This window comes from Schaalia cardiffensis F0333 (genome assembly GCF_005886435.1).
Classification (GTDB): domain Bacteria; phylum Actinomycetota; class Actinomycetes; order Actinomycetales; family Actinomycetaceae; genus Pauljensenia; species Pauljensenia cardiffensis.
In genome coordinates this window covers 2,085,427-2,099,270 of record NZ_CP040505.1, presented here as the reverse complement: position 1 = coordinate 2,099,270, position 13,844 = coordinate 2,085,427, and the positions used below count along the sequence as shown (strand labels likewise).

Annotated in this window: 11 protein-coding genes; all 11 read right to left on the bottom strand. The window is 61.6% G+C overall.

What is annotated here, in order from left to right; genetic code table 11:
- Positions 1-103: 103 nt before the first annotated feature.
- The 11 genes from pknB to FFA61_RS08555 all read right to left on the bottom strand — a co-directional run bounded on the left by pknB (position 104) and on the right by FFA61_RS08555 (position 13,677).
- On the bottom strand, positions 104-2,113 hold the full coding sequence (gene pknB / locus FFA61_RS08605; protein ID WP_005962910.1) for a Stk1 family PASTA domain-containing Ser/Thr kinase: 2,010 nt from the start codon (positions 2,111-2,113) through the stop codon (positions 104-106).
- Positions 2,086-3,795, bottom strand: a complete 1,710-nt coding sequence (locus tag FFA61_RS08600) for a serine/threonine-protein kinase (protein ID WP_005962912.1) — start codon at positions 3,793-3,795, stop codon at positions 2,086-2,088. The genes pknB and FFA61_RS08600 overlap by 28 nt, the downstream gene beginning before the upstream one ends.
- Positions 3,792-5,246 (bottom strand): peptidoglycan D,D-transpeptidase FtsI family protein, encoded by a 1,455-nt coding sequence (locus tag FFA61_RS08595; RefSeq protein WP_005962914.1) that lies wholly within the window; start codon positions 5,244-5,246, stop codon positions 3,792-3,794. The genes FFA61_RS08600 and FFA61_RS08595 overlap by 4 nt, the downstream gene beginning before the upstream one ends.
- A complete protein-coding gene (locus FFA61_RS08590) occupies positions 5,243-6,640 on the bottom strand; it encodes an FtsW/RodA/SpoVE family cell cycle protein (protein ID WP_005962915.1) in 1,398 nt (465 codons plus the stop codon). The genes FFA61_RS08595 and FFA61_RS08590 overlap by 4 nt, the downstream gene beginning before the upstream one ends.
- A complete protein-coding gene (locus tag FFA61_RS08585; RefSeq protein ID WP_005962917.1) occupies positions 6,640-7,956 on the bottom strand; it encodes a PP2C family protein-serine/threonine phosphatase in 1,317 nt (438 codons plus the stop codon). Before FFA61_RS08585 ends, FFA61_RS08590 begins: the two co-directional genes overlap by 1 nt.
- A 1-nt stretch (position 7,957) precedes the next feature.
- Entirely contained in the window at positions 7,958-8,449 is a 492-nt protein-coding gene (locus FFA61_RS08580) for an FHA domain-containing protein FhaB/FipA (RefSeq protein ID WP_005962919.1), read from the bottom strand.
- Positions 8,446-9,150: an FHA domain-containing protein gene (locus FFA61_RS08575; RefSeq protein WP_005962921.1), complete on the bottom strand. Its 705-nt coding sequence runs from the start codon at positions 9,148-9,150 to the stop codon at positions 8,446-8,448. The genes FFA61_RS08580 and FFA61_RS08575 overlap by 4 nt, the downstream gene beginning before the upstream one ends.
- A 253-nt stretch (positions 9,151-9,403) precedes the next feature.
- Positions 9,404-10,366, bottom strand: a complete 963-nt coding sequence (nrdF, locus tag FFA61_RS08570) for a class 1b ribonucleoside-diphosphate reductase subunit beta (protein ID WP_005962923.1) — start codon at positions 10,364-10,366, stop codon at positions 9,404-9,406.
- Between the two features lie 404 nt (positions 10,367-10,770).
- A complete protein-coding gene (locus FFA61_RS08565; RefSeq protein WP_005962925.1) occupies positions 10,771-12,084 on the bottom strand; it encodes an alpha/beta fold hydrolase in 1,314 nt (437 codons plus the stop codon).
- Between the two features lie 154 nt (positions 12,085-12,238).
- Complete coding sequence (locus FFA61_RS08560) at positions 12,239-12,565, bottom strand: branched-chain amino acid transporter permease (protein ID WP_005962928.1); 327 nt, start codon at positions 12,563-12,565, stop codon at positions 12,239-12,241.
- Positions 12,562-13,677, bottom strand: coding sequence for an AzlC family ABC transporter permease (locus FFA61_RS08555; protein WP_005962930.1), 1,116 nt, complete (start codon positions 13,675-13,677; stop codon positions 12,562-12,564). Before FFA61_RS08555 ends, FFA61_RS08560 begins: the two co-directional genes overlap by 4 nt.
- Between the last annotated feature and the right edge of the window lie 167 nt (positions 13,678-13,844).

Genomic DNA, 13,844 nt, shown 5'->3' with positions numbered 1-13,844 from the left:
GAGGAGCGAGTCGAGAGCACTGAACTCGAGGGGTGCGCCTCCGTGGCGGCGCACTTCGAGATCAGCCCTTCGGGCCTTTCATAGGTGGGAATTCATAGGTGACCTAACCGTTGTTGTTCTGTCCCGGCTGATTCTGGTTCTTCGGCTTGGGGCCCTTCGACACGGTGAGAGACACATTCGAGTTCTGAGCGACAGGGGAACCCTCCGCCGGGTTCACGGCGATGACAGTTCCGGCGGGCTGATCCTCGGAGTACTCCTCGGTGACGGTGACGCTGAGCGTCAGCCCCTGGAGCGCTGCGATGACGGAGGACTTGTCGTAGCCGACGATGGTATCGGGGATGGTGACCTTCCCGGAGGAAAGAGTGATGGACACGGACTCGCCCTTGTTCACGCTTGTCCCGGCCTCGGGTGAGCTGAAGAGGACGAGGCCCTCGCGCTGGGATGCGTCGTCGGAGGTGAGGACGGAACCGACTTTCAGGCCCTTCGCAGCCAATGCCTCACGCGCCTGATCCTGCGTCATACCCGTGAGATCAGGGACCGCAACAGACTTCGTGCCCGAGGAAACGGTACCGGTGATCGTCTGCCCCTTCTTCACCTTGCTGCCGGGGGACGGATTGACCTGTGCGATCTTGCCGTTTTCCACGGTGTCTGAAGCGACTTGGTCGGAGGAGAGCTGCCAGACTAGGCCAAGGGCTTCAACCGCTTGTTTCGCCTCTTCAGGACTCATGTTGATGAGGTTGTCGGGAACGATCACGGAATCGGAACCGCTGGAGATTTTCGCTTTGACCGTGGAACCGGGAGCAACCATCGTTCCAGAGGGCGGGTCGGTCTCGACCACGGAGCCCTCCGCGACGGTGTCAGAGGGGACTTTCTTCGGATCAACGGTGAAAACAAGACCCGCAGCTTCAACCGCTGCCTGAGCGTCCTGCTGAGTCATATTCACGAGGTTATCGGGAACTGCGACTGTCGCATTCGACTTCGTCGTTGATTGCAGGGCGTACCAGATGCCGCCGATCAGTGCGAGAGCGACGAGGACGAGAACGGCGAGGACAAGAACCTTCTTCTTCGACTTCTTCTCCTCAATCTCCTCGGGCTCTTCGCTCACCGGGGCGATCGACGAGGTCGCCGTAGCGACGGGCTGGAAGGCGGTGGAGGGAAGAGTCTGCGTGGGGGTGCCCTGAGCGGAGCTGCCCTGTGTGGGAGTGAGAGTCTGAGTCTGAGCCCACACTGCAGTTTCAGGAGCGTTCACATTGCCCCCACGCGAAGCTCTCATGAGGTCAACGAGCATTGATCCGGCGGAGGAGTAACGCTGTTCACGGTCCTTCGCGAGGGCCTTCATGACGACACGGTCGAGGGCTTCTGGGATGTCCGGGGTTACGGAGGAGGGGGTGGGTGGCAGCTGCTGAACGTGCTGATAGGCCACGGCCACTGCGGAATCCCCAGTGAAAGGCGGTCGGCCGGTGAGCAGTTCGAAGAGGACGACACCGGTTGAGTACAGGTCTGAGCGCGCATCGACTTGCTCGCCCCTGGCCTGTTCGGGCGAGAGATATTGCGCGGTTCCAACCACGGCGTTCGTCTGCGTCATTGTCGCCTGAGAGTCGGTCAGGGCTCGGGCGATGCCGAAGTCCATGACCTTCACTTTGCCATCGCCGGTGAGCATGATATTGCCCGGTTTGATGTCACGGTGGACAAGGTTTTGGGAGTGAGAGTATTCGAGCGCTGAGAGGATGCCGGAGACGATGGAGATCGCCTCGTTGATCGGGACGGGAGTGCCATCGGAGAGGAGTTCCTTGACGGTATGTCCTTCGACGTACTCCATGACGATGTAGGGCACCGAGATGCTGCGTCCGTCCGGGCCGGTGACGGTTTCTTCACCGGTGTCGTACACGGACACGATATTCGGGTGATTGAGGGAAGCAGCAGACTGCGCCTCCCTGCGGAAGCGCGCCTGGAAAATGGAGTCCCTCGCCAGGTCCGAGCGGAGCATCTTGATCGCGACGATCCTCGACAAGCGCGTGTCGAATCCGAGATGCACCTCGGCCATTCCGCCGTGGCCGATAAGAGAACGCACCTCGTAGCGGCCTGCTAGACGGTGTGCCATGGGCTCAGCCATGTGGGAACCTCCTCGAGGGTGGGGGCTGTGGCGCCGATTGTCGACGACAGGGAACCGAGCAAGTGGTGGAGCGCGAATCCGCCGAGGGCAAGAAGCGCGAGGACGAGAAGAAGGACGAGGGCGAGGCGCAGAAGTTTCCGCGTCAAAGGAAGCGGCGGTGCGACCTGTGAACGATTGTACGGCGTTGGCGCGATCGGCCTCGGCACGTGAGGGGCGATGCTGTTGCGGGACACAGAACGCCAAGGCGCGGCTGCGGCTCCTCCGGGCAAAGCCGATGGGTCGGGATAGGTTCTGCTCCTTGAACGTGAACGCCGCAGGGGCGGAAGAGTTGCCGGGTGCTTCTGCGCTTGTTGAGCGGGGGAATGGTGGGAGGAAGCTGGGCGAGCATCGCCCTGGTGCGGGAGACTGGGAGTAGCACCCTGCTGAAGGTAGGTGGGGTGAGCGGCGCCTTCTTCGGGGGAGGGCCTGCCATGAACATCTGCCATCTGGCGCGCACGGGCACGCTCATTCAAACGAGCCATGAGCATGGCGCGGCGTTCCTGTGCAGAAGCCGACCCAGACTCTGAAGCATCCGCGTGGGCGGATGGGGACGAACCTGGAGGAACCTGGGCCGCACGCTCATTCGCAGGAAGCGGAGAGGGAACGGGAGCAGTATTACGACTGGTTGAGACCTCAGGGACAGGAGGGGTTGCCGGAGAATCCACAGGCTCATCCAAAGCGGCAGGGGCCCGGAGAAGATCCTCGGGAAGAGTCCTGCGTTGAGTGTGAACAACCGGTGACACCGCTGGGAAAGCGGCACGAGGAGTGGATCCAGAAGGATCGGGCAGGGCATGTGGTTCAACGCTGATCCCCATGGCCTTCGCAGCACTCGACAATTCCCGAACCACGGCGAGACCCGAATCGGGGCGCTTTGCAGGGTCCTTTTCCAAAAGATGAAGGATCACATCGGCGAAGGGCCTGGGGACGTCGTTCGGTAGCGGCGGAACAGGATCATTCACATGCGAGAAGGCGATATCAACCTGAGTATCCCCGGTGAATGGCCGATGCCCCGCCGCAGCCTCATATGCGATGACCCCGAGGGCATAAAGATCCCCAGAAGAGCTTGCCCTCTCACCCATCGCCTGCTCAGGAGGCAGGTACTGGGCGGTGCCCATCACCATCCCCGCGGCAGTCAGATCAATCTGATTCACGGCCCGTGAAATGCCGAAGTCCGTCAGCTTCACCATCCCGTCAGGACGGACAATGATATTCGCCGGCTTGATATCACGATGAACAACCCCAGCTTTCGCTGCTGCCCCGAGGGCCATGGCGATCTGAATGAGAATCGGGAGCAGATCCACCGTCTGGATCCTGGAGCCGCCGCGCAGGTAATGAGTGAGCGGCAGTCCCTCCACGAGCTCCATAATGATCCAACCGCGCCCGTTCTCCTCCCCGGAGTCTTGCACATTCGCAATATTCGGATGCTGAACGCTCATCGCGTTCAGAGCTTCAATACGCAGACGCGACAAAGACAATTCCTCGCCGGCGAACTCAGAGCGCAAAACCTTCGCCGCAATGAGCCGACCAGTAACAGAATCGCGTGCCTTCCAGACCTCGCCCATACCACCTTGAGCGATCGGGGAGAGCAGCATGTACCGGCCGCCGAGCAGCTGACCGACGCTCGCTGTGGGATGAGTGCTCATCGCAGCCCCGCTTCCAAAAGGGAACGGGCGATCGGGCCCGCGACATCGCCGCCATGAGGTGCAGGATCCGCGTCATCGCCCTCGACGATGACCGCGAAAGCGATCTGTGGATCATCAGCGGGCGCAAAACCCACGGCCCAGGCGTTCGCTTTGCCGTCGATCCCGGTTTCTGCAGTGCCGGTCTTCGCGGCGACCTGGATATTCCCCATCGCCATTGACTGGCCGGTACCGTAGGGCGCAGAGACGACGCCCTTCATCATTTCAGTGATCGACTGTGCAATCTCCGGCGTCACCGCCTGCCCAGCGGAAACCGGGGAAGTCTGAGAACGGACCACCAGGTCCGCGTCGACGACCTGGGAAATGAGGTAAGGGCGCATCAGCGTCCCCTTATTCGCAATCGCCTGGGCGACGCGCGCCATCTGCATGGGCGTCACCTGAACGGAGAACTGGCCGATCGAGGACATTGCGAGTTGTGCGGCATCGGTCTGCTCGGGGAATACCGAGGGCGTGACCGGCAGGGGGATCGACTCAGCACTGCCGAAGCCGAAACGGGTGGCAACATCCGCGAGTTGCTCATGGGTCAGGCTTTGGGAAGCGATGACGAAGCTCGTGTTGCACGAACGGGCGAAAGCTTCCGACAGGGTCGGCTGCCCATCTCCACAAGTCTGCGACTCAATATTCGACACGCTTGTCTCCGTGTTCGGCAAGAGCGTCGAAACCGGGGAATCCAAGGGGGTGTCAGGGTTTGCGACGCCGTTTTCCAGGAGCGCTACCGAGGTGAGGATCTTGAAAGCTGAACCCGGAGCGTAACGATTCCCACCGATCGCGCGGTTCACGAGTGGATCATTCGCATCTTCGAGGAGCGCCCTGTGTGCTTCCTCAACGACTGCGGTGTCGAAAGCCGCCAGAGCATTCGGATCGTAGGAGGGTGAAGAATACAGCGCGAGAACGGCTCCGGTCTTCGCGTCGAGGGCGACAACTGCGCCCTTGCGTTCTCCGAGCCCCGCTGCCCCTGCCTCTTGGATCGCAGGATCAATCGTGAGGACAAGGCCTCCGCCCTGACGGTTCGCCCCGCTGAACAGGTTGCGCAGGCGCTGGGCGAGGAGGGCTTGGGCCTGCCCGTCGAGGACGGACTCAGCGGCGGCCTCAAGCCCCGTGGCCTGGGAGAAGGCAGGGGAGAAGTAACCAGTGATGGGCGCATACAGCGGACCATTCGCATAGGAGCGTTGGAAACGCTGAGAGTCCTCCATTTTTGAAGAAGAGGCGATCGCGGTGCCATTGACAATGATGGGGCCGCGATCGGTTTCCGCTGCATGAAGGATCGTGCGTTCATTACGCCCATCGGCATTGAGACTCGGAGCCTGGAAGAAGTGCGAGTTTGTCGCAGCTAAACCCAAGAAGGCGAACATGACGAGGATGACGATGAAGAGTCTTCGCAGCTGCTGGTTCATTCGCTCGCCTCCGCTGCTTCAAGGGACGGGTGAATACCGGAGTTCCACGGTGCGGGGGATGCGGCGCTTGGACGGCGAGCTGCATCAGACAGGCGGAGTAAAAGGGCGATGGTCAGCCACGATGACACCATTGAAGAACCGCCGGCCGCGAGGAAGGGAGCGGTCAGACCCGTCAAGGGGATGAGGCGCGTGATTCCTCCAAGGACGACGAACACCTGGATCGCCAGGGAGAACGACAAACCTGTTGCGAGCAGTTTTCCAAAGCCGTCACGAACAGAGATCGCTGTGCGCAAGCCGCGTTCAATGAGGATCAAGTAGAGGACGAGGATTGCGAGGAGTCCTGTGAGGCCAAGTTCTTCGGCCAGGGAGGACAGGATGAAATCTGAGTTCGCCAGGGGGACGAGCTGCGGGTAGCCCCGCCCCCACCCGGTTCCCATCAGACCGCCGGAGGCCTGCCCGAAGAGTGATTGCACGAGCTGATAGGAGCCGCCGACCTGCGTATATACATCCTCGTCGAGGGCGTGCAGCCACACGTGGAAGCGGTTCGCAACATGGGGGAAGACCTGGACCGCGACAAGGACTGCAGGGGCGAACATCGCGAAGCCAATGACGAGCCAGGATACGCGATTCGTCGCCACGTACAAGATCGCGACGAAAAGTCCGAAGAAGAGAAGAGAAGTGCCCAGGTCCCGCTGAAGGACGAGGATCAAAATACCGATTAGCCACACCACGAGAATCGGCCCCAGGTCGCGCGCCCTCGGCAATCGCATTCCGAGGAACTTTCGCCCCCCGATCGCAAGATTGTCCCTATTCCTCACCAGGTATCCGGCGAAGAAGATCGCCAAAGTGATCTTCACAAGCTCACCGGGCTGGAAGGACACTCCGGCAATGCGGATCCACACTCGCGCCCCGTAGGTCTCCACTCCCAAGCCGGGGACCATGGGCAAAAGCAGGAGAAGCAGCGACAAAAAACCGAAGGTGTAGGTGAAGCTGCGCAGCCTGCGGTGATCCTTCACGAGGACGAGCACGATCGCAGCGAGGATGATCGCGACTCCCACGAACATGAGCTGACGCATCCCCACAATAGCTTGATCGAGTTGTTGGTAGGACTGGTCAAGGCGGTAGATCATCGCCAGGCCCAGACCCGTGAGCGCGACCGCGATGGGCAGAATCACGGGGTCGGAATAGGGCGCGAGGAAACGGATCCCAAGTTTCGCGATGAGGGAGATGGCGAGGAGGATTCCGATGTGTTGCAGGAGATTCGCTGGAAGCGCTCCCGTCCTGTTGATACTGGTCAGTGCATACCCGCCAATGCCGACCGCAAGGGCGAGCAGCAGGAGGAGGAGTTCGAAGAATCGACGCGGGCGCGTCGGGGCGATCGTCACGGTTGCCATCAGGCCTTCACCGTGCTTCCCGACACTCCGCTGTCAATCCTTGAATGCACAGACTGCACTCTATCGGGGGAAGTACTCGTCCCGGACTGTGAGCCTTCAGTGCCCTCCCCGCTCGTCTTCAATGATGAGCGCAACTGCGCGAGGTACTCGTCGATCTGTTCACGAGAAGACCTCATGACGGGATCTTGGAGACGTTGACGGTCCACGGGGGACAAGTCTTTCAAAGCAATATCCGTCACTTCGATCGAGTGTGAGAACTCCCAGGGGCCCAAGGACTGGGGGATCCCCTGGTGGACGACGACGTATCCGTCCTGGCCGATCACGTAGTACTGGCTCTGAGTCCACGCCCATCCGCCCCAGCCCGCGACGGCGAGCACGAGGGTCACCAACGCGGTGATAAGGAAAGGGAGCCAGGGCCTTCGCTTCTCTTCAAGATCGAGGTCGTCCTCGTCAAGGTCGCTGCCCTTCTTGTTCCCGAGGGCTGCGGCGCGGGCGGCCGCACTCGAGCCTCCGCGCGAAGCGGCGTTGCGATCGAGGGCTGCGGCACCAACGATCTGCGGGGGCGCAGGGGGGAAAGAACCGGAATTGACGATGTCTGCGACGACGCAGGTGACGTTATCAGGGCCGCCGGCGCGCAAGGCCAGGCGGATGAGTTCTTCAGCGCACTGTCCCGGATCCTTGATCTCGGCGAGGACCGAGCCGATTGTTTCTGGGGAAACGACTCCGGATAAACCATCGGAGCACAGGAGCCAGCGGTCGCCGAGAACGGCTTCGCGCATCGTCTCATCAGGAGTGACATCCGCCTGCGAATCACCGAGGATACGCAAGACGACATTACGATTCGGATGATGCTCGGCCTCTTCAAGGGTGATCTGCCCGGTTTCGACGAGGTATTGGACGAAGGAGTGGTCCGTCGTCACTTGCGTGAGGGCCGCACCTCGTAGGACGTAGGCGCGAGAATCCCCGATATGCACCATCGCCAGTTTGTTGCCCGAGCGCATGATCGCAATGCACGTCGTGCCCAGGCCTTCGAGGTCGGGGTCGCGTCTGGAACGTTCCGAGAGCTCATCGTGCGCATCCATGAGGGCATCGCGCAAGAGGGCCAGCATCGAGTCTGCAGTGTGGGTGTCGGTGTCGAGGGGGACGAGGTGGGCGAGGGCGACGGAGGAGGCGATATCCCCACCCGCAGGTCCTCCCATACCATCGGCGAGGACCAGCAGGTTCGTACCGGCATAACCCGAATCCTGATTGTTCGAACGGACAAGGCCCACATCAGAGCGGGCCGCTGCGTGGAATTCGACCGCTGGCGTCGCCATGTCACTTCACCAGTTCGAGGGTCGTCTGCCCGATGCGAATAATGTCCCCTGCTGTGAGGAGCCTCGGCTCAACGAGCCTTTCATCGTCGACATAGGTCCCATTACGAGAACCAAGGTCTTCGATCCACCATCCGCGCTCAGAGGGTTGGAGGCGCGCATGACGACCGGAGGCGTACTCGTCTTCGAGCACGAGAGTGCAGGCGGGGCTCCGCCCGATCACGACGGGCGCGCCGCTTAGGGGCAGCATCGTTCCCACGAGGGGGCCGCCGGTCAGGAGGATGTGATGAGGGGTTTCGCTCACGCCCGGCTCCTGACGGCGGCGCTTACGCGAGTCTCGACGACGCTGATCAGCTTCCTTGCGTCCTTTCCCTCGCGGAGTGACCACTGTGCCGAAGATATCCCGGCGCAGCGTGTGCACAGCGCCGAGGACGAGGAGCCACAGGAGGATCAGAAAAGCGAATCTGAAAACGGTGAATGCAAGATCTGTAGTCATTGATCACCGTCCGAGTCCGGGTGGGTCCAGAAGTCGATGGGGGTCCGGCCGATCACGATTCGATTCCCATCGAGCAGGGTCGCAGCGTCGATCTTATGACCTTCGACGAAGGTGCCGTTCGTCGAACCAAGATCAGTGGCGATTACACCCGTCGGCGTGATGCGCAATTCAAGATGGCGACGTGAAACACCGGAATCGTTGACGACAATGTCGGCTTCGGTGCCACGGCCGATGACCGTAACGGGTTCGGTGAGGAGCCACTTCTCACCGTCAACGTCAATGATCGGGTGAGCGGGGGAGGGCGAGGACGCGGTCGCCGGAGCTGCGGGGCCCCGACGGTTCGAAGACTCGACCCGAAGCTGGCCAGTCTGCTCGGTGTCATCCACCGCGAAGTCGATGTGCACGGGGCCCAGGAGCGCATACCCATTCGCCGTGGCATGCTCGGTGGCTTGGAGCGCGAACTCGTCGGCGAGAATCTCCAGATCCGCTTCGAGTGAAGCGAAGTCGGAGCGCGCCGCGTAGACGACGAAGTGGTTGGCGGCGATCGTGCGTTCGGGAGAAAGCTCCTTCGCGGAGTCGTCCATTGAACGACGGATCGCAGAGTTGACGTCAACGGGTTTGATCCCCGACCGGAACACGCGCGAGAAGGCGCTGTTGACGCCTCGCTCTACGGCGTTCTCGAAGCGGTCGAAGATGCTCATGGTGGTACTCCTCTTTTCTTCCCGCGCCGTGATGGTTGCGCAGAGCGTTCCTCCGCATGAAGCGAAGGCGCGGATCAGAAGCAGGACGCACCCGATCAGGGACAGTTTAACCGTCAAGGTGACCTTGAGGGGATTCACAACGAGTGTGCTGTCGGGAAATCGGTGCTTCTTCGCGTGAGAACACGGGCTGTTAAGGGGTGGAACTGGGCGGAGGCCCGCAGACAGGCCGGGCCTCCGTTTCGTTCGAAAAGGATCAGAAATCCCAGTCGTCGTCCTCGGTGTCGACGATCTCCCCGATCACATAGGAGGAGCCGGAACCGGAGAAGAAGTCGTGGTTCTCATCGGCGTTCGGGCTCAGGGCCGCGAGGATCGCCGGGTTCACGTTCGTCTCATCGGAGGGGAACAGGGCTTCGTAGCCGAGGTTCATCAGCGCTTTGTTCGCGTTGTACCGCAAGAACTTCTTCACGTCCTCGGTCAGACCGAGCGGATCGTAGAGGTCCTCGGTGAACTGCTCTTCATTCTCGTAGAGCTCGTACAGGAGCGAGTAGGTGTAGTCCTTCAATTCGTCGCGCCGCTCCTGAGTCGATTCGGCAACGCCCAGCTGGTACTTGTAACCGATGTAGTAGCCATGAACGGCCTCGTCGCGGATGATGAGGCGGATCAAGTCCGCGGTGTTCGTGAGCTTGGCGTGCGCCGACCAGTACATCGGAGCGTAGAAGCCCGAGTAGAAGAGGAAAGACTCGAGCATCGTCGAGGCGACCTTGCGCTTGAGCGGATCATCGCCCTCGTAATAGGACTTGATGATCTCAGCCTTCTTCTGCAGGGGCCCGTTCTCCTCAGACCAGCGGAAAGACTCATTGATCTCCTCAGTTGACAGAAGAGTCGAGAAGATCGAGGAGTACGACTTCGCGTGCACGGATTCCATGAAAGCGATATTCGTGAGGACCGCTTCCTCGTGCGGAGTGCGGGCGTCGGGGATCAGGGAGATCGCGCCGATCGTGCCCTGCAGGGTATCGAGGAGAGTCAGGCCCGTGAACACACGGTTCGTCATGAGTTGCTCGGCGGGGCGCAGGGTGTTCCACGAGGAGATGTCGTTCGAGAGCGGGATCTTTTCGGGCAGCCAGAAGTTCCCTGTCAGGCGATCCCAGACCTCGAGGTCCTTCTCGTCTTCAATGCGGTTCCAGTTGATTGCCTCGAACACCGACTCAGCGCTCACTCGTCCTCCAAATTGTGATCCGGCGCCGCAGCGCCGCGTACCGGCAAGCCTACCTGCGAGCTCGTGGGAGAGGGAGATGAGCCTGTGCCGCGTTCCTCACCTTGTCTTCGCGGTGCGAGTGGAGGGCTGGCGGGGTGGGCTGGGCGAGTGTCGTGTCGGTGGCGCTCTTCTTCCCGCGCGCGTTCGTGGCTTCTCCGAATCGTGAGTGGAGGGGTTTGCGGCAAGAGGATGGGTTATATCCCCTCCACAAGTCGTCAACCCCTCCACTTGGTTGGGGCACCCCCTCCGCTTCGTTGGGGCTATGTGTCGACTTGCGCGGGAACCCCTCCACTCGGGCGCAAACTTCTCTACTTTGACGGGGAAGGCTTGGGCGAGAGGAAGAAGGCCCCACAGAAGCGCGGAACTCAGTCGCGAAGGAGCTCGAGAAGATGGGCGAAGACCCTCCCAGAAGAGGCGCGAAGGCCGTCATGCTGGTATTCGTTCGTGATCCAGGTCCGTGTGTTGCGAACCGCCTGGGCGGTCGCAAGGGAGAGCTCACGCGGGACGAACATGTCCTCCTCGTAGACTGCGGCGGCGATCGGAACCTCGTTGGCGGCGAGGCGCTCGGGCGAATACACCGCAGGCCAGTCCGTGCGCGCAGCGAGGATATCGCTCGTACCCGCCAGAGGGGCGAGGGCGGGGTCCTCATCGAAAATGCGGCGCATCATATGCTCCCCGGTCAGGTAATACGGTTCGGAGGCATCCAAAGGATCGGCATCCTTGGCGAATCCGGGCACCTCCTCGGCAAGACGATCAGCCGACCAAGCGGTCGCCGTTCCTGCAAGCTCCGGAGTCGCACACGCGTAGATCGCCTCCTGGAGCACGCCGTACATGGGGTTCATTGCGACCTCCGCGGCCACGCCCTCGAGAAACTCTAAGGAGAGGCGCCGCTCGCCGCGAAGCGTGACGAAGGGGCCCTCGAGCAGATAGTGCAACATGTCCGTTCGGCTCTGCATCCCCAGGCTCATGCCGATCATGCGCAAGCGCTCGCTCGAGAGGCGCTCACCCGTGGGCAGAAGCTCCTCTGTGTCCCGCACATGGGCCGCGACCTCGCGGATCTTCTGCTCGTCACCCGGGTAGCGCGAGAAGTAGAAGCGGTTGCGCGCCGCAGTCTTCTCATAGCTCAGACGGTAGATGTCATCGACATGGACGAGGCCGGGAAGGCCGCCGGTCACGAGGGAGGCCTCGACGGCCTCCGGCGCGGTCGAGAGGTAGGCGAGAGTGAGGAAACCGCCGTAAGACTGTCCGAGGGTCGTCCACTTCGCGCCATCGGTGATCTCAGCGCGGAAAGCCTCGGCATCTTTGATGATCTGATCTTGACGGAAGAGCATGAGATGGTCGGCGCGAGCCTGATCATCGGGCAACTCCTGGAGGGCTTGCCAGTCCATACGAGTGGACTGGCCCGTGCCTCGTTGATCGAGGAGCACGACGCGGAACTCCTTGAGCGCCTCGCCGATCCACCCATCGCGGAAGTCTCCTTGACGCGGCCCCTTGCCGCCTGGACCTCCTTGGAGGAATACGAGGTGCGGGAGCTTTTCCCCGCCCGGGCGGATGATCTCGCGGGCGAAGATCTCGATCTTCGGGTTCGTTGGGCTGATCGGCTTCGAATGATCGAGGGGGACCTCAAGACGATGCTCGTGGACGGTGCAGGAATGCTGAACGTAGGTCGTCGTGCGCATGGGGGAAGCCTAACCGTAGTGGCCACGGAGCTTAGGCGCGGCGCGCATCGCTTCAGACGCTGTGAACCGGTTCAGACGCTGTGCATCGCTTCAGGCAGCGCCCAGTTGTTCAAGAGGGCGGTGTCCAATCATGCAAGAGACAAGGGTGGTCCTCTTAGAGGTTGATGAAGAGCACGTAAGACAAGGTCCCCGCCGCAATGCTCACCATCATGCGGCGCCCGCCCAGCAGATGCGCCGCCACTGTGATGGCGCTCGCCGCGATGGTCGCCCAAGCTTTGCCCGGTGCAGAAACGAGGCTGGACTGGACGGAGACAATGGCGAGGACGAAGAGGATCCCCGCGGGCATCCACACTCCCATCGTCCGTACGAAACGAGACTCGCGTAGCGGCTCCAGAATAAGGAAGGGAATGGCGCGCAAGCCGAGGTCGACGAGGAAGACCACGATGAGCACCGCGAGGATGTATCCGAGCGTCGGAGTCATGAGCGCACCTCCGGCTCACCCTCCACTGATTCGACGCCGTCCGCACGGGCGGGTGAAGGGACGTTGTCCTCGCCTAGGGGTGAGGCGACTCGATCCCCGTCCGCACAGGCTTGCGAAGCGCCCTCGTTCCCATTCGCGCAGGATCCGGCGTACTCCGTGTCGGACTGTGAATCAGCGTCGCCGTCCTCCTCAAGTGGGTGAAGGTCCTCGTCCGCGCTTGCAGGAGCAAGGCCCTCGTCCGCGTGTGCCGGAGAAGGGGCCTCATCGAGCAGAGAGAGGTCCTCGTCTGCCGGAGAATGCTCCTCGTCGAGCAGGGGAAGATCCCCGCGCGCCCTCAGCCATACGAATCTCGCAGCCAAGAGTCCCACGAAGATCAACAGCGAGGTGATGAGCCATTGACTCGGAGCGATGAACCAGGCGAGCGTGAGGGCGAGACTCGCCAAGAGGACGGAGGGAATATCCGACAGTGAGCGCGCCGCCTCCAAGGTGAGGGCGATGAACATGGCGACGAGGGCGAAATCGAAGCCCTTGATGGATGCGGGGATGAGGGAACCGAGTGTCAACCCCGTCAACCCCGAACACATCCACAACCCCTGCAAGAAGAGCTGCATGGTGAGAATGCGGGTGTGCGTCCACCCGGGGCGTGACAAGGACAGCGCATAAGCCTCGTCGACCAGCGCATACGCCGAGTAGAAGCGCCCGAGCTTGGTGCGCACGAGCGAGATCGGGAAGGAGAAGGCGTAGAACAGGTAGCGTGAGTTCACGAGGAAGATCGTCACCGCAATGGAGGCGATGGGAGTTGCCGAGGCGATGAGGGAGACGAGGAGGAGCTCCGCCGATCCGGAAAAGGCAGCGATATTGAGGGCCACCCCGATCCAAGGGGGCAGACTGGTCTGCGAGATCAGCAGGCCGTAGGCGATGCCCAGAGGGACGTACCCTAATGCGACAGGAGCGGTGATCCGCACGCCCTCGAGGATCTCGTGACGCTTCGACCTTGCAGGTGCTGGACCCGTGGCGGGCTCCCCTTGAGCGGGGTTGAGCGGCGGCGTGGCGGAAAGGGACATGAGCCCATTGTGTCTGTGCCGCCCGATAGGGGCCAGCGGCATCGTCATGTGGACCCTCCACACCTCTCGCAGCCTTCACAACATCTTTCGCTCCTTCACACCTTTCATGTCGTCAATCATTGTTCGAAATCCGTGATCGCTGAGCGTGGGGCTCTCTTACTTCTGCGCTTCTTTCACTCCTGTGCGCCACGTTGTCTCCCCGCTCCGTCTGTTCT

Bases quoted from the DNA above. Each gene is read 5' to 3' on its own strand.
- FFA61_RS08585 (WP_005962917.1), bottom strand. From the start codon at position 7,956: ATGGCGACGCCAGCGGTCGAATTCCACGCAGCGGCCCGCTCTGATGTG.
- FFA61_RS08590 (WP_005962915.1), bottom strand. From the start codon at position 6,640: ATGGCAACCGTGACGATCGCCCCGACGCGCCCGCGTCGATTCTTCGAA.
- FFA61_RS08575 (WP_005962921.1), bottom strand. From the start codon at position 9,150: ATGAGCATCTTCGACCGCTTCGAGAACGCCGTAGAGCGAGGCGTCAAC.
- FFA61_RS08560 (WP_005962928.1), bottom strand. From the start codon at position 12,565: ATGACTCCGACGCTCGGATACATCCTCGCGGTGCTCATCGTGGTCTTC.
- FFA61_RS08580 (WP_005962919.1), bottom strand. From the start codon at position 8,449: ATGACTACAGATCTTGCATTCACCGTTTTCAGATTCGCTTTTCTGATC.
- pknB (WP_005962910.1), bottom strand. From the start codon at position 2,113: ATGGCTGAGCCCATGGCACACCGTCTAGCAGGCCGCTACGAGGTGCGT.
- FFA61_RS08600 (WP_005962912.1), bottom strand. From the start codon at position 3,795: ATGAGCACTCATCCCACAGCGAGCGTCGGTCAGCTGCTCGGCGGCCGG.
- FFA61_RS08565 (WP_005962925.1), bottom strand. From the start codon at position 12,084: ATGCGCACGACGACCTACGTTCAGCATTCCTGCACCGTCCACGAGCAT.
- FFA61_RS08555 (WP_005962930.1), bottom strand. From the start codon at position 13,677: ATGACGATGCCGCTGGCCCCTATCGGGCGGCACAGACACAATGGGCTC.
- FFA61_RS08595 (WP_005962914.1), bottom strand. From the start codon at position 5,246: ATGAACCAGCAGCTGCGAAGACTCTTCATCGTCATCCTCGTCATGTTC.